Origin of the sequence: Conservatibacter flavescens (assembly GCF_002795425.1) — a bacterium.
Lineage (GTDB): Bacteria > Pseudomonadota > Gammaproteobacteria > Enterobacterales > Pasteurellaceae > Conservatibacter > Conservatibacter flavescens.
Window position 1 is genome coordinate 27,398 of sequence record NZ_PHHA01000005.1, and the last position, 19,427, is coordinate 46,824.

The following is a 19,427-nucleotide window of genomic DNA, read 5'->3' on the forward strand; positions in this document are numbered from 1 at the left end:
ATTTTCTATAAAAATTAAGCTGATACGATTACAACACATTTTTAACAATATGCTGACATAAAAAAAGAAGCGCCAACCGCGCTTCTTTTGTAAACCCAATTAAAGTTATTTCTTTCTTTCAATCCAATGTCCATCAACAAAATCCACCACCCATTTTGTAGCTTTGCCATTTTTTTCTGATGTGACATATTGGCGTTTCTCTTTGCGACTAAAACGAATAATCGCTTCATTCCCCTCAGGATCTTGCTGAGGCGCATCGGCTAAATATTGTAGTTTTTCCGGTAAACGCTCACGATATGTTGCCAATTCAGCCACTTTAGGCGCTCTTGTTTCCCGTGATTTCGGGAAGTTATGAGCAGACATAAACACACCACTTGCACCATCTCTTAAAACAAAATAAGCATCAGACTTCTCACATTTTAATTCAGGGAAATGAACTGGATCTTCTTTTGGCGGTGCAACCTCACCATTTTTTAAAATCTTACGTGTGTTATCACAATGTGTACATCCCATGTATTTACCAAAGCGACCCAGTTTTAAGTGCATATCTGCGCCACACTTATCACATTCCACCACCGGTCCATCATAGCCTTTGATTTTAAATGTGCCTTGTTCTACCACATAACCATCACAGTTTGGATTATTCCCACAAACATGTAATTTGCGATGAGCATCAATCAAATAGCTATCCATAGCCGATCCGCATTTAGGACAACGCTTACGCGCCATCAATGCTTTCGTTTCTGAAGCTTCATCTAACACATTTAATAACTCCGCTTCCGGAATCAAATTTATTGTCGTTTTGCACCGCTCTTTTGGTGGTAAAGCATAACCGGTACAACCTAAAAACACCCCTGTACTCGCAGTTCGAATCGCCATTTTTCGCCCACAAGTCGGACAGTCTATATCCGTTGGCACTAAGCTATTTGGCTTCATCCCCCCTTCAAGTTCATCCAGTTCCGCTTGCGTTAATTGAGTCGAGAAATCCTTAAAAAATTGATTAAGTTCTTCTTTCCAATTTTTCTGCCCATTTGCAATCTTATCCAAATCAGCTTCCATATTGGCCGTAAAATCATAACTCATCAATTCACTAAAAGATTGATTTAACCTATCCGTCACGATCTCACCCATTTTCTCCGCATAAAAACGACGGTTTTCAGTGCGCACATAACCACGCTCCTGAATCGTTGAAATAATCGTTGCATAGGTAGACGGACGGCCGATTCCCCGTTTTTCTAATTCTTTGACTAACGCGGCTTCTGTAAAACGTGCGGGCGGCTTAGTGAATAATTGTTTTGGCTCCACCGACTTTAATTGCAATACATCGTTGATCGACACAGCAGGCAAAACTTGATCTTCTGCAGACTTACCTAGCGGAGGCAGCACTTTTGTCCACCCATCAAAGCGTAAAATACGTCCTTTTGTTTTAAGTTCATAATCACCCGCTTTTACCGTTAATGTCGAGCTATCATATTGAGCAGCAGGCATTTGACAAGCAACAAACTGGCGCCAAATTAAATCATATAAACGTACCGCATCTTTATCCATTCCTGATAAATTATCTGCCAACACATTCACATCCGACGGTCGAATTGCCTCATGTGCCTCTTGAGCATTATCTTTACTCGAATAAAAATTCGGTTTCTCGGGCAAATACGCGCCCCCAAAGTGTTTATCAATATATCCACGCGCCATAACTAATGCATCTTGGCTTAAATTGGTGGAATCCGTACGCATATAAGTGATATAGCCAGCTTCATACAAACGCTGTGCTAACATCATGGTTTTTTTCACACCAAACCCCAAACGAGTGCTTGCTGTTTGTTGCAAAGTAGAGGTAATAAAAGGCGCTCTCGGGCGTGAACTTGTGGGTTTCGTTTCTAAATCGGTCACAATATAATCAGAAACTTGTAGAAAATCGACCGCACTTTGAGCTTGTTCCGCATTTTTAGGATCAAATTTTTTCCCTTTATACTCCACAACATCTAACGCCAATGGCTGTTTAGTCGCGGTATTTGTCAGAACAGAAACTTCCCAATACTCTTCGGGATTAAAGGCTTTTATTTCACGCTCACGCTCTACCAATAATTTTACCGCAACAGACTGTACTCGCCCGGCGGATAAACCTCTCGCAACTTTTTTCCATAATAACGGAGACACCATAAAACCCACTACACGATCAAGAAAGCGGCGGGTCTGTTGTGCATTCACACGATCTAAATTAAGCTGCTCTGGTTTTTCAAATGCTTGTTTAATCGCATTCTTCGTAATTTCATTAAATACCACACGACTAAAACGGCTGTCATCTCCTCCTATGACTTCACGTAAATGCCATGCGATTGCTTCCCCTTCTCTATCCAAATCGGTAGCAAGATAAATATGATCCGCCTTTTTCGCTAAGGATTTCAGTTCAGCAACGACCTTTTCTTTACCAGGCAAAATCTGATAGTTCGCCTGCCAGTCATGATAAGGATCAATCCCCATGCGTTTAACAAGTGCATTTCGATCTTTTTCTTCTTTAATTTGCTTTTTCTCTTCTGCACTCAATCCTTTAGTCGAAATCGGCTTCGCTTTCTCCCCCATTGAACTCCCTGCTGTAGGTAAGTCACGGATATGCCCCACACTAGATTTGACCGTATAATTACTGCCTAAATATTTGTTAATTGTCTTCGCCTTAGCCGGCGACTCAACAATCACCAAGGATTTGCTCATTTCTTATCTCAACTTTTTTTAATCGGTTAAACATTTAATTAATACTATAATTGGGCTGAACAATAGCAAGCTTTGTTATGAATTACAATACTCTATAACGATAATTACAAAAAACCCTTGATAAATACTACAGATTTTTACTCACAAATTTAGTATAATAACGCGGTGAATTATCTAACCCATACTCAAACTATGACAACATTGCACGAACTACTGACCGAACACCTCCCCCAAATCCAAGCCCAATACAAACAGCAGCACAGCAGCCAAGCGCTAAAAGACATTTTGCTCATCAGCCTTGGCAGCGGCGAGAAGCGCGCCAAATCTGCCAGCTTGTTCTTTGACGATGGCGAGCTGCTTGCGGACGATTGGCAAGCGGTGGGCGAAAAAATTTTGGCAAAACTGACCGCGCTTTCTCGGCATTTTGAGGCGCCTGTGCGCTGGTTGAAGGTAGAATGGGTTATCAGCGAACAAGCGACCACTTGGGGCGCGCTGCCTGCCGAGCTTGCCAAGTATAAGCGCAATTATTATCGCTCAGGGCTTGCATTCGGTGGCGTTACTTCGCCGTATTTGATGGCGACCGAGATGGAGCTCAACAGCCACGCCGCCTTATATCAAGGCGCGGACAAGCCTGTGGCTGGCATTAACCAAGCCAATTTAGAAAAATACATCAAATCGCGCTTTTCGTCCAAGCAAATGCCAAGCTTTAGCGCGGATATGCCCGTCATCGGCTTTATCACCGCTGGCGTGTTTTTAAACACCGACACCGCGTCTTGTGTGTCGCTGTCCACCTTGCAGCGTCAGCACGCGCGCCGCCAGCTGCCTGATTTGACCGCGCCTCAAACCGCAGAATTTGTCGCGCTGGGCACGCAGTATTTGAGCCGCCAAATCAAAGACGATGGCTTGTTTGACTATGGGCATTTTCCTTGTTTTGGCAGAGCCATTCCCACTTATAACACGCTGCGCCACGCCAGCAGCTTGTACGCGCTGCTTGAGGGCTTGGAGCTGTGCCAAGCGCTACAAGACACGCCTGACGCCACCCTACACACCATCAGCAATACGCGCTTGCAGGCGGCGGATTTGGCGCACATTCGCCAAAAAATTGACAAATCGCTGGATTATTTCATTGCCAACTTCACCAAAGATTATGACGGCGGCAAGTCTTATGTGATTGAAATCAATAACGAAATTAAGCTTGGCGCCAATGCAGTGGCGATTTTGGCGATGGTAAAATACGTCCAAATCTTTGGCAAATCTGACCGCGCTTCTCGCCTGCTTGCGTTGTGTGAGCGCTTGGCGTGCGGCATTGTAGCAATGCAAGAAGCGGACGGCAGTTTTGTGCATATTTTGGACGCCGATACCCTTGCGGTTACTGCCAAAACACGCACGATTTATTATGACGGCGAAGCGGCGTTTGGACTGATGCGCCTGTATGGTGAGACCCAAGATCCGCGCTGGCTTGCGTGCGTGGAGCGTGCCTTTGACTTTTTTATCGCCAATCATCACGAAAAAGCCCACGACCACTGGCTATCTTATTGCTCAAACGAGCTGATTCGCTACAAGCCAGAGCGCCGCTATTTTCAGTTCGCGGTAGATAATGTCAAGGGCTATTTAAACTTTATCCAAAACCGCCTGACCACATTCCCAACGCTGCTTGAGCTGTGCATGGCGTTTCATAAAATGCTGCTTGCGCTTGATAAGCACCCCGAATACCAAGACGTGCTGCGCGATTTTGATGTGGCGGCGTTTTATCGCGCCTTGCACGCACGCGCCAACTATCTGGTGAACGGCTTTTTCTTCCCAGAAATGGCAATGCACTTTGCCAAGCCAAACGAGATTTTGCACGGATTTTTTATCCGCCATCATGCGTTCCGCGTGCGTATTGACGATGTGGAGCATTATTTGTCAGGCTTTGTGCATTATCACGAATTGCTCAAATCAGGCAAATATCCAAAAAGCCTGACGGCGAAGGCTTATGAGGCTGACAGTTTGACGGTTGATACTCATAAAGCAAGTCGCAAAGTCTCAGGCAAACAGCACTATTTTTTCTTAAATGAAGACATCGGACAAAAATTAACTGGCATTGAGAGCTCGGCATTTTTACGTGCAAAAGTATTTTTGGAACAACTGGGTATCACGCCAACATTTGTAACTCAGCGATTTAATAGCTCAATACAAGAAAATCGCGACAAATACATTAACAGTGGCGCATTGCCTGCTGATATGCAATTATTAACCATGATTGACTTTTTCCGTGAAGCGCGTGCGGATGCCCCTGCCAATCCTTATTCTGACACTCACCAAGACACGCTACAATACACAATTTCCCAAGATAAGCGCACCGTCAGAGTTCATCAAGGCAATAAACGCATCATGGTAAAATACTACCGTGCCGATTGTCAAACAGTGCACTTTGTGCGCTATCATGATGACGATGGCGTTTATCGCTTTGACTATTACGATTATCAGGGCTATTTGTCATCTGTCAGAATCAAGAACCCTAAAACCCAACAAATTATCAGCGAAGCATTTTATCGCCAAGATGGTAGTTTATGCTTAAGTTTTCACTATCGTGGCGACGACAAAAATACATTGCGCAGCATTCTTGTAAGCGACCAACATGGCATGACCACTCATCATTTTAACAACCTGGATGATTTGATTGCTTTATTTTTAAATAGATTGGCTGCCCAATACCCATCGGAAGACACGTTATATTTTATCGTAGACCGCAATTTACGATACTACAAAGCAACTCAGCAAGTAAACCGCCTAAACGTGAAAGTTATCCCAGTTGTGCACAGCACTCATACTATTGGTGCGCCAGATTTGCCAGACTCTCCCTTAAAACGCCATTATCGCGAAATACTCAAGGATTTAACCAAGCCTAACGCAGTTGTTATCCTGACAGAACGACAAAAACATGACATCACTGCACGTTTCGGCTCATACGATAACTTACACGTGATTCCGCACGCTATTGAGCAACTCCCTACGCCTCGTGCTTTTAGTCAGCGCATCCCTCAAAAAGTTGTTACAATCGCGCGCTACGCCCCTGAAAAACGACTTGATCTCATGATTGAAATCTTTGCTGATGTAGTTAAAGCCTTGCCAAATGCCACCTTAGACATCTATGGTTATGGCAGCGAACAAGCTAAAATGCAAGCACAGATTGAGCGTTTCGGCTTGCACAACAATGTTTTTTTAAAGGGTTTTACTACCGATCCACATGCCGCCTTTAGCACCGCTTGTTTATCGTTATCTACCAGTGCAATGGAGGGATTTTCCCTAACCATACTGGAAAGCTTGTCTTGTGGCTGCCCTGTTATTTCCTTTGATATTGCGTACGGCCCATCAGCCATGATTGAATCAGACAAAAACGGCTACCTCATTTCTTTTGATGATCGCCAAGCTTATGCTCAGCATATTATTCACTTGCTTCAAGACCCTGTTATTAACGCACTGTTCTGCCAAAATGCCTATCAAAGCGCAGCGTCATTCACCGCTCAAGCTGTTGCCGAAAAATGGACAGAGTTATTTAAAAAAGTTTGATAAAACACCAACATACACCGATTGTTAAATTCATTTTGAGATATGTCGGGCAGCCTGTTAGCTGCCACGTCTATGCATAAGCTCAAAATGAATTTATTTGGTTATAAACTATTTAAGACACTATAAGCTGTTTTTTCTCCTCTAACTCTTCCCAGCGTAAGAAAGCGGATTCTAACTCTGCTTCTGTGTCAGCAAGTGCTTGTAATTTAGCGGAAGTATACTCATGAGGCTGTTGAAAAAACGCGGATTCACCCACTTCAGCCTGAAGAGCGGTCAGTTTTTGCTCTAATTCTTCTAATAATTGTGGAAGCTGTTCTAGTTCTCGCTGTTCTTTATAAGACAACTTCGCCGGTTTTTGGTTTTCTACAAAAACTTTTTCCGTTTTAACCGCACTTTCTTGTGAAGATTGCGGGGCTTTTTTTATGTTGGCGGCCTGCTGCTCCGCGCGTTGTGCAAACACATTTGCCTGTTGTTGTTTTGCATCATAAAATCCGCCTACATATTTATTTAAAACACCCTTGCCTTCAAAGAAATAACATTCCGTCGCCGTGTTATCAATAAATTGACGATCATGGCTAACAATGAGCAACGTTCCTTGATAATCCATTAAAATTTCTTCTAACAGTTCCAAAGTTTCTACATCCAGGTCGTTAGTAGGTTCGTCCAAAATTAATAAATTGTTCGGTTTTAATAACAACTTTGCTAATAGAAGCCGATTTCGCTCACCGCCTGATAACGCTTTTACCGGTGTCATCGCGCGTTTTGGCGGAAATAAAAAATCTTGTAAATAGCCCAAAACATGTCGTTTTACCCCGTTGACTTCAATATCTTGTTTGCCGTCTGCGACATTATCCATTACTGTTTTTTCTGGATCTAATTCGCTACGATATTGATCAAAATAAGCGATATCTAACTTTGTACCACAGCGTACTGTCCCTGTGGTTGGCTGAATTTCTCCAAGTAATAATTTGATAAAGGTTGTTTTACCGCAGCCATTTGGCCCGACTAATGCGATTTTATCGCCACGCAAAATTGTGGTACTGAAATCACGTAATAATGTTTTGCCTGCAACTTCATAGCTCACATTTTCCATTTCAAATACGATCTTACCTGAGCGGCTCGACTGGTCGATCTGAATTTTGGCACTTCCCATTAATTCTCGACGTTGACGACGTTCTTCTCTCATTGCTTTTAACGCTCGAACACGCCCTTCATTGCGGGTGCGGCGTGCCTTGATGCCTTGACGGATCCAGACTTCTTCTTGCGCGAGTTTTTTATCAAACAATTCATTCTGCAACGCTTCTACACGCAGATTTTCTTCTTTGGTACTCAAATAGAGATCATAATTTCCCGGATAAGACACTAACTTGCCTCTATCTAAATCCACAATACGCGTGGCCATCTTTCGGATAAAAGAGCGGTCGTGAGAAATGAAAATAATGGAGCCTTCAAAGTCAAGTAAAAACGTTTCTAGCCACTCAATTGCTTCCACATCTAGATGGTTAGTCGGTTCGTCTAATAATAATACGTTAGGGCTACATACCAATGCGCGTGCTAAAGCCGCTTTACGCAACCAACCACCTGACAAGTCCGATAATAAGGTATCTGCTGATAACTCTAATGTTGCTAATACTTCGTTGATCTTATTCTCAAACTGCCAACCATTCATATGCTCTAATTTGGCTTGAACTTCTGATAATTGATTTAAAATCTGTTCACTATAATCGGTTTCTAATTGACGGGAAATTTGATGATATTCTTTTAATAAATCAGCAAGATGAACAATGCCTTCGGCGACATAATCAAATACATTACCTTCGGCATAACGTGGCGGATCTTGTTCCAAACGAGCAATCACAATTTCTTTTTCATATTGAATTCGACCATCATCTAACGCAACGTCACCGGATAAAATTTTCATCAACGTAGATTTACCCGCGCCATTACGCCCAACTAAACATACTCGTTCTCCTGCTTCAATATGCATTTCTGCATGATCAAGTAAAGGGTGGTCTCCAAAAGAAAGATAGCCATTGGTTAAACTGATTAATGCCATGAAAATCAACTGCCTTATAAATTTATAAAAATTGGGGGAATTTTAGCAGTTTTGTGGGTAAGAGCAAATGAGAAATGCGCCTCCTAAACAATGGTGACGGATTTCATTTTATTCATTAAGACATTTATCCTTTACGACAACACAGACACCGCTTTAATCTGTACATATACCGGCTGCCCTTCAATCAGTTGCAAATCCTGCAAGGACCATTTACTAATCGTCGCCCACAAACGATAATTGGCGACTTCGACTTGTACATCAACTCGATTATCTTGTATTTCAATCGCCGTTACAATGCCGTTAAGAATATTGCGGATACTACTTTTTTCGGGGTAACTTAGCGCTAAAGAAACATCTGTGCTACGAATACACAAGCGCACAAGCGAACCAATGTCCGCAGGTATGGCGTTAACCCACAACTTTTGTTCATTGCTGAGTTGCAGCGCGGTCATATTATAAACGGGATGGTGATAAAAAATTGGTAAAGAAATGACCGCACTTTGTTCGTTTTCTTGTTGTTTCCACGTCGCAAATAGCGGGCTATTCCACATGTTTTCTAGTGTGTCATAAGCTTTGACTTTCCCATTCTCCATCAATACGACATTCTCAGCTAAACGTAAGAGTTCATCAATACTGTGAGTCACGTATAAAATAGGAATATCAATTTCTTTTGTGAGTTTTTCTAAGTAATTTAATAACTCGCGTTTGCGTGGTAAATCCAGTGCTGACAACGGTTCGTCCATTAATAAGATTTCAGGCTCACTTAATAAAGCCCGCCCAATGGCAACCCGTTGTTTTTCTCCGCCAGATAAGGTTAAAGGATAACGATGTAATAAATCTTTAATCCCTAATAATTCAACGACATGATCAAATTTTGTTTGGCTGCTATTTTTCATGCCATAACGCAAATTTCCCTTAACAGAGTAATGGGGAAACAGGCGCGCATCTTGAAACACATACCCTATATTACGCCGATTCGATGGCACAAAGCTTTGTTCATCTACAAGTACGCGATTATTCAAATAAATTACGCCTGAATCGGGTTTTGTTAAGCCGCTGACTAAATTAATTAGTGATGATTTTCCAGAACCTGATAAGCCAAAAATTGCGGTAATTCCGCGCGAAGGCAAAGTTAAATCAGCCTCTAATAACAAATTTCCTAAGCGTTGTTTTACATTAATTCGCAACATGCTGTTGTCCCAGTCGTTTCTGCATACGTCTTGCTAGCCATTCGGATAGTAATAAAGAAATTAAAGAAAGTATAATCGCTAAGATACACAAGCGTGCAGCCTGAGATTCAGCACCTGGCGTTTGAATAAAAGAATACATCGCAAGGGGAATAGTTTGCGTTTCTCCCGCAATATTTGAGACAAAGGCGATCGTCGCCCCAAACTCTCCCAACGAGCGCGCAAAACCTAATACGACTCCGGCTAATACTCCGGGTAGCGCAAGGGGTAAAGTTATGGTAAAAAATACTCGCCAAGCTGAAGCGCCTAAAGTGCGAGCTGCCTGCTCTAATTTTATATCAATACTTTCAAGAGAAAGCCGAATAGCCCGAACAACCAAAGGAAATGCAACGACTGCCGCCGCTAGTACAGCGCCTTTCCAGCTAAAAGCAAAACTTATCCCAAACCACTCAAACAAATATTTCCCAATGAATCCGTTCCGCCCCATTGCAACGAGCAATAAATACCCGATGACCACGGGTGGCAATACCAATGGCAAATGAATTATGCCACTCACTAATGCTTTGCCGTAAAAATTTTTACGGGCTAAAATCCACGCCATTAAAATGGCCAAAGGTAAGCTCCAAAGCATCGCATTGAGTGAAACGGATAAACTGAGTTTTACCGCACTCATTTCGAGCGGACTAAGATTAAAAAAAGAGAGAAATTGAGTTAACAAACACGCCCCGATAATCAATATAAAATGGGCGAATCTTGTCCGCCCGTTGAAGATGATATAAACATTATTTTACTGAAAAACCATAGTTTACAAAAATGTTTTTCGCCCGCTCTGAAGACAGGTAATTTAAAAAATCTTGCACTTCTGCATTATCACGTCCTTTTAATGCGGCAACAGGATATTCTACAGCGGTATAACTGCCCTCAGGAAATATCCCCACAACTTTCACTTTCTGACTAACTTTAGCATCAGTCGCATACACAACCCCAAGGGGTACTTCGCTTTGTTCCACTAGCGCAAGGGCTGCACGTACATCTTTTCCTCTTGCTAAACGAGGTTCAACCTGTTCCCATAGGCCTAACTTAATGAGAGACTCTTTCATATATTGACCAGCTGGTACATGATCAGGATCGCCTACTGATAAAAACTGCCCTTTTAATTGTTCAATCCATGTTCCTTGAGAAATATCGACATTTTCAACCGCACTTTTTTTAGGGGCAATCATGACTAAATCATTTCCTAATAAGACTTTTTCCGTATTTTTTGCAGTAAGATTTTTCTCTGATAAATATTTCATCCATTTATTATTGGCTGAAATAAAAATATCAGCTGGCGCGCCCTCCTCAATTTGCTTGGCCAGTGTGGAAGAAGAAGCAAAGGAAAATACGATATCTTCTGTCGGCTTGTCTTTTTTATATTCAGCAGCCACATCTTGCAAGGCGTTAGTTAAAGAGGCTGCTGCATAGATAGTAAGTTTAGCCTGAACTACAGAACTGCAAGCCAATAATATTGCCGCAAGGCCCAGTGTTAATTTTTTGATTGTTTTCATGATTAGTTACACTCCTTTGGTTATATATATAACTATATATGTAACAAATTATATAACAAATAAAAAAAGAAAAGCTACTGTGGAGTAAAAATTTCTTTTAAAATAAACAAAACAAGGTAGGGAACAATGCTTAACACTGAAATTTTACTAACCATTAAATTACAACAACAACTCTTTGTTGATCCGAAACGAATCCGTTTACTCAAAGAAATTCAACAATGTGGGTCAATAAATCAAGCGGCGAAAAATGCGCGTGTCAGTTATAAAAGTGCATGGGATCATTTACAAGCCATGAATGAAATCAGCCCAAGTCCATTACTTGAGCGCAATACAGGTGGAAAAAATGGCGGAGGTACTTTGCTTACGCCCTATGCCGTCCGTTTGCTACAACTATATGATCTCCTTGAACAAACTCAAGAAAAAGCCTTTAGTATTTTACAGGATGAAAATGTGCCGCTAGATAGTTTGCTTTCTGCCACCGCTCGTTTTTCATTACAAAGTAGCGCACGCAACCAACTATTTGGCCGAGTACACAATTTAACTTTTGATCATGCGACTAGTTTGGTAGAAATTAAGATTCCCACACTGCCCCATCCTGTTTATGCTGCGATTACAGAGAAAAGTGCGGTACGTTTAGGGCTAAAAACGCATCAAGAAGTTATGTTAATGTTTAAAGCCCCTTGGGTCAAAATCTCGCAAGAGATGCCGTCAGAAAATAATAAAAATATTTTTCAAGGAAAAGTTATCTCAGTAACAAGTAAAGGGGAAGATAAAGAGGTTATGATCCGTATTACACAGGAGATAGCCCTTTGCGCCCGATTATCCGCACAACAACACATTGTTCAAGATGATGTCGTTTGGGCACAAATTGATCCCGAGCAAATTATTTTAGCCACATTATTTTAGACGATTAACAAGGTATGATTTGTTTTGGGGCGTATGGCATACGCCCCTGTTTGAACATTATAAGTTATTTAAATCTAACACATCTGTCATATCAAATAACCCTTGTTTACGCTGTGCGATCCATTTTGCAGCGCGCACGGCACCATTCGCAAAAGTCATTCGACTAGACGCTTTATGAGAAATTTCTACTCGTTCACCAATATCCGCAAACCAAACCGTATGTTCCCCAACAACATCTGCAGCGCGAATTGTGGCAAAACCGATTTCATCACGTTTGCGCTCGCCTGTAATACCTTCTCTAGCAAACACGCCATGAGTTTTTAAATCACGCCCTAAGGTTTTTGCAATATGCTCTCCCATAGACAATGCCGTACCAGACGGTGCGTCAACTTTATGGCGGTGATGTGCTTCAATCACTTCAATATCACAATAATCCCCCATAACTTTAGCCGCTTTTTCTAACAGTTTAAAAACTAAATTAACGCCAACGCTATAATTAGAAGCAAATACAATAGCAATTTTTTCTGCTGCTTGTTGAATCGCTTGTTTACCCGCTTCATCAAAGCCTGTTGTTCCAATAATCATGGCTTTTTGGTTTGCAATACAAAAATCAAGATGTGCAAGCGTTCCCTCAGGACGAGTAAAATCAATTAATACATCAAAATTTGCGCTTTCAAGCGCCAAATCATCTGTCACTTTAATTCCTAAATGCCCAATACCGGCTAGTTCACCAGCATCAGCGCCCACTAAAGAAGAGCCTTTTCGCTCAAATGCCGCACCTAATTTAACGCCCTCACTCGCTTCAACCGCTTGAATAAGTTGGCGTCCCATGCGGCCACCCGCACCGACTATTGCGATTTTTAATGTCATGTTTTATCCTTTATCACTGTCAATTTTCAATAGACCCTACTGAATTTCAGGTTCTGTCCATAATTCTTACATGTACTGTAATCTCTTCACGATCATGATACAAATGCTTGGCTTGAAGATCAAATTGAATCCCTTTTTTACTCAATGCATTTTCCAGTTGTTGTAAACATTGTTGTACTTCTAGATAACGCTTTTTCATGGGGAGTTTCAAATTAAAGATGGTTTCTGTACACCAACCTAAGGTTAACCACTTAGCGATCAACATAATGACACGGCTAGGCTGTTCAACCATATCACACACTAACCATTGAATTTTCTTACGTTTTGGAGGCTGAAATCTAAAACCATCTTCTGCGCAATGCTCAATACGTCCGGTGTCGTGTAGGCTGGCCGCCATTTTTCCATGATCCACCGCATAAACAAATAGCCCTCGTTTGACTAATTGATAAGTCCAACCGCCAGGACAAGCACCAAGATCGACCCCAAGCATCGTATCATTCAGGCGTTTCTGCTCTTGCTCACGCGGGATAAAAGTATTAATTGCCTCTTCTAATTTCAAGGTGGAACGACTTGGCGCATCAGAAGGAAATTTTAGACGTGGAATCCCCATAAAATAAGCAGAATGATTGCGATTATAAGAATAGCCTACATAGCATGCGTTAGATTTAATGAAAAAAATATGCAATGTTATCCCGCTCTTTTGACTTTCCTGAAAATTCAGCCAACCTTGCTTTTTCATTCTTTGGCGCAAAGGCACAGTAAACTTACGACAAAAGGTTAATAATGCCTTAGCTTCATTTGTATCCGCAGTTTCCACCCACAACTCTGTACTTTGCTTTAAAGAAAGTGTTGTCATCTGTTGATATTGCTCGATGATTGGACTAATTCGATCCTCTAATGATAAATCGGATAACAAATCTGATACCACAATCATTTGGCGTGCAAAAATCAACTGATTAAATGGGATTTCTTGTGCCAAACGATCCGCTTCGTTTGGTTGGTAACATTCAAAAATAACATACCCTTGATTTTCTTGTACTCGAGCAAAGCCAAAAACACCTAATCCGCTAGCCTTTTCTGAAATCTCTGCAGCGACTTCTTTTTCAAATCCGTTGCGGCAATATAAAACTAATTTATTCCACATCAATTCCATATTATTTCTTCACACTCAAAGATTAATCAACCCTACGCAGACTAACATAAAGCAAGGCTGCCCACCCAATTAAAAATGCAACACCCCCTAATGGCACAAACATCACAAACGCTGTCGTATTCAATAATGCCATTACATATAATCCGCCACTAAAACAAACGATGCCTAATAACCAAAAAAATCCGATAATATTGACCGCTCTTTTTCGCTGAACCCACACGGACTGCGCTTGTGTGGCTGCCATAAAGCAACCTATAATCAATAAACTGACTGTATGAAGCGCTTGGTAACGCCAACCTTTTTCAATCCATAACAAGGCTGCTGGAGATAAATGCCCTTCCAAACTATGTGCAGCAAATGCCCCAAAGCCAACTAAAAAAAAGCCGCTCAACGCGGCGCAAACTAAAAAACGATTTCCCATTTATCTTTCTCCACCATTCATCGCTTGTTTGATCCAATGACGAAAAGCCACTATTTTTGCCTCTTCCACATTATTTAAATGGTTCACGACATAAAATGACTTTGAATCTTCCATTTGACAATCCAAAGCCGGCTTCAGATTACCATGTTCAATTTCCTGTTTAGCCAATAATTCATTTGCTAACACAACGCCTTGTCCATGAATAGCTGATTGCAGGGCCATAAAAGTATGACTAAATAACGGCCCATGCTGAATATTCACATTTTCAACCTGTAAATAATCTAACATATTTTTCCAATTATCTCGTGTATGCACATGAATTAATACATGATTTCTCAAATCTTCGGGTTGATGTATAGGCATTTTTTGTAATAATTTCGGTGAAGCTAAAATTTGTAACTTCTCTTTCGCCAAACTCTCCACATGAAGATTTGTCCAATTGCCACGACCATAATAAATTCCTACATCAATATCTTCACTCAGAATGCCTTCATCTTGATCCACCCCTTTAATGCGTACTTCAATATCAGGATATAAGGCATTGAACTCACTTAATCGAGGTACTAACCAATGAATACCAAAACTCTGCGGCACACTTATGGTTAAATGTTGTACATCTTTCTGTTGTAATAATTTATCTGTCACATCAGATAATTTACGTAGGATACTTTTAACGTCAAGATAATAGCTCATACCGAGTTCGGTTAATTCTAATGCCCGATTTTTACGCTTAAAGAGCGTGATCCCTAAAAAGTCCTCGAGTAATTTAATCTGATGACTAATTGCAGCTTGTGTCACAAATAATTCTTCAGCTGCTTTAGTAAAGCTTAAATGCCGTGCAGCCGATTCAAAAGATTTCAATGAATTCAAAGGAGGCAAACGTTTACTCATAAATTTTTCTCATCTGAACAACGTATTTTTATTATTCGGATTAGATTTTTTTATCCTTCAAATAAAAAAATCTCGCTTGTCCGACCACAATATTCTACATAAAATAGCGGACATACTTAATTAAGTACGAATTACTTCCTTACTGGTTGAGCGTTTCATATTTAAGTATGATGTTGTGTTTGCATGTCTGTTCAGGAAACTGAACAAAAAAGTAACATTATGTTACTTTAACTTCCTGTATTTTAAACCTATTATTGGGTTGTATATAACGCCGTTCTATTTGAACGGCGTTTTTTTATGTCCACTATTCTACCACAATTCCTTAAGCAAATATGCATAATATTTTTGTTCTTGTTTCAAATGAGTTGACTCTATACAAAGGGCAGAGAATGGTGTAGATTAAAAACAATTGATGTCAAAAAAGAGCTTAAGGATACAAGATGACAAAAAATATTGACTGGGCCAATTTAGGTTTCGGCTATACAAAAACCGATTATCGCTACATCGCCTATTGGAAAAATGGTGAATGGTCAAAAGGTGAACTTACACAAGATAATATTCTACATATCAGTGAGGGCTCAACGGCATTACATTATGGCCAACAATGTTTTGAGGGACTCAAAGCTTATCGCTGTAAAGACGGTTCCATTAATCTTTTCCGCCCGGATGAAAATGCTAAACGTATGCAACGCAGCGCCGATCGTTTATTAATGCCTAGAGTGCCTGTTGAAATGTTTATTGATGCCTGTAAACAAGTCGTAAAAGCAAACGAAGAATGGGTCGCACCCTATGGTACGGGAGCCACATTATACCTACGTCCATTCTTAATTGGTGTAGGAGACAATGTCGGGGTGAATCCTGCGAAAGAATACATTTTTTCTATTTTCTGCTGCCCTGTGGGAGCTTACTTTAAAGGCGGTCTCAAGCCGACTAATTTCTTAATTTCTCGCGAATTCGATCGTGCGGCGCCACATGGTACAGGTGCAGCAAAAGTAGGCGGAAACTATGCAGCTAGCTTGCTTGCTGGCAAAGTAGCTAAAGAGCGTAATTTTGCAGATTGTATTTACCTCGATCCCGCTACCCATACAAAAATTGAGGAAGTAGGATCAGCTAACTTTTTTGGTATTACCCACGATGATAAATTTATCACGCCTTTTTCTCCATCTATTTTAGGCAGTATTACAAAATATTCCCTGCTTTATTTGGCAGAACACCGCTTGGGGTTAAAAGTGGAAGAAGGGGATGTTTATGTCAATCAATTAGATAACTTTAAAGAAGCTGGAGCCTGTGGTACTGCCGCAGTCATCACACCGATTGGCGGTATTCAAGATGAAGACAATTTTCATGTTTTTTATTCTGAAACAGAAGTTGGCCCTATCACTAAACGTCTCTACGATGAATTAACCGGTATTCAATTCGGTGATATCGAAGCCCCAGCCGGGTGGATTGTCAAAGTTGACTAAACACAAAATTCTTTCAATACCTACCGCACTTTTCTCATGATGAGTGCGGTAAGTATTTGTAAAAAATCGTTCATGACTTTACTAAATGCATTGAAGCCCGTAAAATAAAGACCTAGTTCAACAGCTTTTGACCCATTATGTTAAAATTACGTGGCTTACTTTCTGTTATCATCATAAGCGTATTTATTTCCGCTTGTACAACCAATCTTGAACGACCGACAGATGTCAGTTATATTGAGAAAACCGATCTCACCTGGCAGCAACATCTTCAACAATTAAAACAAATTCGCTCTTACGCCAGCAATGGACAACTTGGTTATATTAGCCCTTCTGAACGCTTTTCTACCCGTTTTGAATGGCACTACAAAAATCCGCGTGCTTATACCTTACGACTTTCCTCCACAATCAGCAGCGCAAGCCTATTGATCGAAATGCACGAACAAGGCATGACAATATCTGATCATAAAGGAAGACAGCGTTCAGAGCGTGATGCCCAAATGTTACTCAGAGAAGTGATTGGTATGGATTTTCCATTAAATCAATTTACTTACTGGCTAAAAGGCCAACCGGACGAAAATGAAGATTACAAAGTAGGCACTAATCATCTATTAGCCACATTCAGTTATCCGATAGAGGGGCAAATATGGACTGCGGATTATCTTAGCTATCATGAGGAGCGACAGCCAGCCTTACCCAAAGATATTCTACTAAAAAATCAAAATCAAACTTTAAAAATTCGGGTAGATAGTTGGACATACTGATGAAAACTGTGTCATTTTCCACCACACTTTCGCAACAAATTGCTAAGGGAAACCCTAAAAATCGTTTCCCTAGCCCTGCAAAACTCAATTTATTTCTATATATTAATAATAAGCGACCTGATGGTTATCATGAGTTACAAACCTTATTTCAATTTTTAGATTATGGTGATTGGCTAACCATTGATGTCATCGATACCCCAGAGATTATCCTCACGCCATTCATTCCGAATTTAGCCGTCGAAGATAACTTAATTTATCGCGCCGCCAAACTCTTACAACAAAAAAGCGGGGTGAAAAAAGGCGCTAAAATTCATTTAGATAAAATCCTCCCAATGGGCGGTGGAATCGGTGGGGGTTCATCAAATGCCGCGACAACCCTGATTGCGCTCAATAAATTATGGCAAACAGGATTTTCACTTCAGGCATTATCGGATTTAGGATTACAACTCGGTGCGGATGTGCCTATTTTTGTACATGGTAAAGCGGCATTTGCGGAAGGCGTTGGTGAAAAAATGACTGATTGCTACCCGAAAGAAAAATGGTATATCGTCATGAAACCTGATGTTTCTATTGCGACAGCAAAAATCTTTGCCGATCCGCATTTACCACGTAATACCCCCAAAAGAGTACTTTCTCAACTATTAACAGAAAAATACGAAAACGATTGCGAAAAAGTTGTTTTAAATCATTATCCAGAGGTTGAAGAAATCCTATTGTGGTTGTTACAATATGCACCAACTAGATTAACAGGTACAGGAGCTTGTGTTTTTGCTGAATTTGACAGTGAATCAGCAGCACGAACAGTATTCCAAATGAAACCTGAACATTTTGAGGGTTTTGTTGCAAAAGGCGCAAATATCTCCCCTTTGCACCAATTACTTAATGATTAACCGTTTTATAATTCCGATTGCATAGCAATCCTAACTTTACTTTCAAACCTGAGGTTTAACACTATGCCTGACATTAAGCTTTTCGCTGGTAACGCAACACCAGAGCTAGCCAAACGAATTTCTGAACGCCTTTACACCTCTTTAGGTGATGCTACGGTTGGTCGCTTTAGCGATGGAGAAATTCAAGTTCAGATTAATGAAAACGTTCGTGGTGCAGATGTTTTTATTATCCAATCTACTTGCGCTCCAACTAATGACAACCTCATGGAATTAATTGTCATGGTCGATGCCTTACGCCGTGCTTCTGCGGGCAGAATTACGGCTGTCATTCCTTACTTTGGGTATGCTCGTCAAGATCGTCGAGTGCGTTCTGCCCGTGTTCCGATTACAGCAAAAGTAGTCGCAGATTTCTTATCTAGCGTAGGGGTTGATCGCGTGTTAACCTGTGATTTACATGCTGAGCAGATTCAAGGCTTCTTTGATGTTCCTGTAGACAATGTCTTTGGCTCGCCGGTGTTAATTCATGATATGTTGAAAAAAACCGACTTGGATAACCCAATTGTGGTTTCGCCTGATATTGGTGGTGTGGTACGTGCCCGTGCCATTGCAAAATTATTAAATGATGCCGATATGGCTATTATTGATAAACGCCGCCCACGCGCAAATGTTTCACAAGTCATGCATATTATTGGTGATGTAGCGGGTCGCGATTGTATTCTTGTCGATGACATGATCGACACTGGTGGCACATTATGCAAAGCTGCTGAAGCACTAAAAGAACGCGGTGCAAAACGTGTTTTTGCTTATGCGACACATGCTGTATTTTCAGGTTCTGCGGCTAAAAATCTTGCCAGTGATGCATTAGATGAAGTCGTCGTAACAGACACGATTCCGCTTTCTCCTGAAATCAAAGCACTAAACAAAGTACGTACATTAACGCTATCAGGCATGTTAGCTGAAGCTATTCGTCGCATTAGCAACGAAGAATCAATTTCAGCAATGTTTAACTAAATCAATA

At 41.0% G+C, this 19,427-nt stretch carries 15 protein-coding genes; 6 read left to right on the forward strand and 9 right to left on the reverse strand.

Annotation, left to right across the window (positions count from 1 at the left end):
• Positions 1-105: 105 nt before the first annotated feature.
• Positions 106-2,712, reverse strand: a complete 2,607-nt coding sequence (topA, locus tag CVP05_RS03715) for a type I DNA topoisomerase (protein ID WP_100288238.1) — start codon at positions 2,710-2,712, stop codon at positions 106-108.
• Positions 2,713-2,904: 192 nt separating this feature from the next.
• On the opposite strand from topA, the gene CVP05_RS03720 reads away from it, so the two are divergent.
• On the forward strand, positions 2,905-6,264 hold the full coding sequence (locus CVP05_RS03720; protein ID WP_100288239.1) for a glycosyltransferase: 3,360 nt from the start codon (positions 2,905-2,907) through the stop codon (positions 6,262-6,264).
• Between the two features lie 112 nt (positions 6,265-6,376).
• On the opposite strand, the gene CVP05_RS03725 is transcribed toward CVP05_RS03720, so the two are convergent.
• From CVP05_RS03725 to modA, 4 genes are all read right to left on the reverse strand, one after another.
• Positions 6,377-8,320 carry an ABC transporter ATP-binding protein gene (locus CVP05_RS03725; protein WP_100288240.1) on the reverse strand — a complete coding sequence of 648 codons (1,944 nt, stop codon included), beginning with the start codon at positions 8,318-8,320 and terminating at the stop codon, positions 6,377-6,379.
• Between the two features lie 131 nt (positions 8,321-8,451).
• Entirely contained in the window at positions 8,452-9,510 is a 1,059-nt protein-coding gene (modC, locus tag CVP05_RS03730) for a molybdenum ABC transporter ATP-binding protein ModC (RefSeq protein ID WP_100288241.1), read from the reverse strand.
• Positions 9,497-10,225, reverse strand: coding sequence for a molybdate ABC transporter permease subunit (gene modB / locus CVP05_RS03735; protein WP_100288242.1), 729 nt, complete (start codon positions 10,223-10,225; stop codon positions 9,497-9,499). The genes modC and modB overlap by 14 nt, the downstream gene beginning before the upstream one ends.
• Positions 10,226-10,289: 64 nt before the next feature.
• The gene (gene modA, locus CVP05_RS03740) at positions 10,290-11,054 is read right to left on the reverse strand and encodes a molybdate ABC transporter substrate-binding protein (RefSeq protein ID WP_100288243.1); all 765 of its coding nucleotides are present in this window, start codon (positions 11,052-11,054) and stop codon (positions 10,290-10,292) included.
• Positions 11,055-11,180: 126 nt separating this feature from the next.
• On the opposite strand from modA, the gene CVP05_RS03745 reads away from it, so the two are divergent.
• On the forward strand, positions 11,181-11,960 hold the full coding sequence (locus CVP05_RS03745) for a TOBE domain-containing protein (RefSeq protein ID WP_100288244.1): 780 nt from the start codon (positions 11,181-11,183) through the stop codon (positions 11,958-11,960).
• Between the two features lie 57 nt (positions 11,961-12,017).
• Here CVP05_RS03745 and dapB read toward each other — a convergent pair whose 3' ends face one another.
• From dapB to CVP05_RS03765, 4 genes are read right to left on the reverse strand one after another with little or no spacing between them, the layout of a single operon-like run.
• Positions 12,018-12,830: a 4-hydroxy-tetrahydrodipicolinate reductase gene (gene dapB, locus CVP05_RS03750; RefSeq protein WP_100288245.1), complete on the reverse strand. Its 813-nt coding sequence runs from the start codon at positions 12,828-12,830 to the stop codon at positions 12,018-12,020.
• 46 nt (positions 12,831-12,876) lie between these two features.
• Complete coding sequence (rlmM, locus tag CVP05_RS03755; RefSeq protein WP_100288305.1) at positions 12,877-13,974, reverse strand: 23S rRNA (cytidine(2498)-2'-O)-methyltransferase RlmM; 1,098 nt, start codon at positions 13,972-13,974, stop codon at positions 12,877-12,879.
• 31 nt (positions 13,975-14,005) lie between these two features.
• A complete protein-coding gene (locus tag CVP05_RS03760; RefSeq protein WP_100288246.1) occupies positions 14,006-14,404 on the reverse strand; it encodes a DUF423 domain-containing protein in 399 nt (132 codons plus the stop codon).
• A complete protein-coding gene (locus CVP05_RS03765; RefSeq protein WP_100288247.1) occupies positions 14,405-15,295 on the reverse strand; it encodes a transcriptional regulator GcvA in 891 nt (296 codons plus the stop codon). It lies immediately after the preceding gene.
• A 440-nt stretch (positions 15,296-15,735) separates the two neighbouring features.
• Between CVP05_RS03765 and CVP05_RS03770 the strand changes: the two genes are divergently transcribed.
• The 4 genes from CVP05_RS03770 (at position 15,736) to CVP05_RS03785 (ending at position 19,420) form a co-directional block, all read left to right on the forward strand.
• Positions 15,736-16,758 carry a branched-chain amino acid aminotransferase gene (locus CVP05_RS03770; protein ID WP_100288248.1) on the forward strand — a complete coding sequence of 341 codons (1,023 nt, stop codon included), beginning with the start codon at positions 15,736-15,738 and terminating at the stop codon, positions 16,756-16,758.
• 137 nt (positions 16,759-16,895) lie between these two features.
• Positions 16,896-17,519, forward strand: a complete 624-nt coding sequence (lolB, locus tag CVP05_RS03775) for a lipoprotein insertase outer membrane protein LolB (protein WP_100288249.1) — start codon at positions 16,896-16,898, stop codon at positions 17,517-17,519.
• Positions 17,519-18,409 carry a 4-(cytidine 5'-diphospho)-2-C-methyl-D-erythritol kinase gene (gene ispE / locus CVP05_RS03780; RefSeq protein WP_100288250.1) on the forward strand — a complete coding sequence of 297 codons (891 nt, stop codon included), beginning with the start codon at positions 17,519-17,521 and terminating at the stop codon, positions 18,407-18,409. Before lolB ends, ispE begins: the two co-directional genes overlap by 1 nt.
• A 63-nt stretch (positions 18,410-18,472) precedes the next feature.
• Positions 18,473-19,420, forward strand: a complete 948-nt coding sequence (locus tag CVP05_RS03785) for a ribose-phosphate pyrophosphokinase (RefSeq protein ID WP_100288251.1) — start codon at positions 18,473-18,475, stop codon at positions 19,418-19,420.
• The last annotated feature ends 7 nt before the right edge of the window (positions 19,421-19,427 follow it).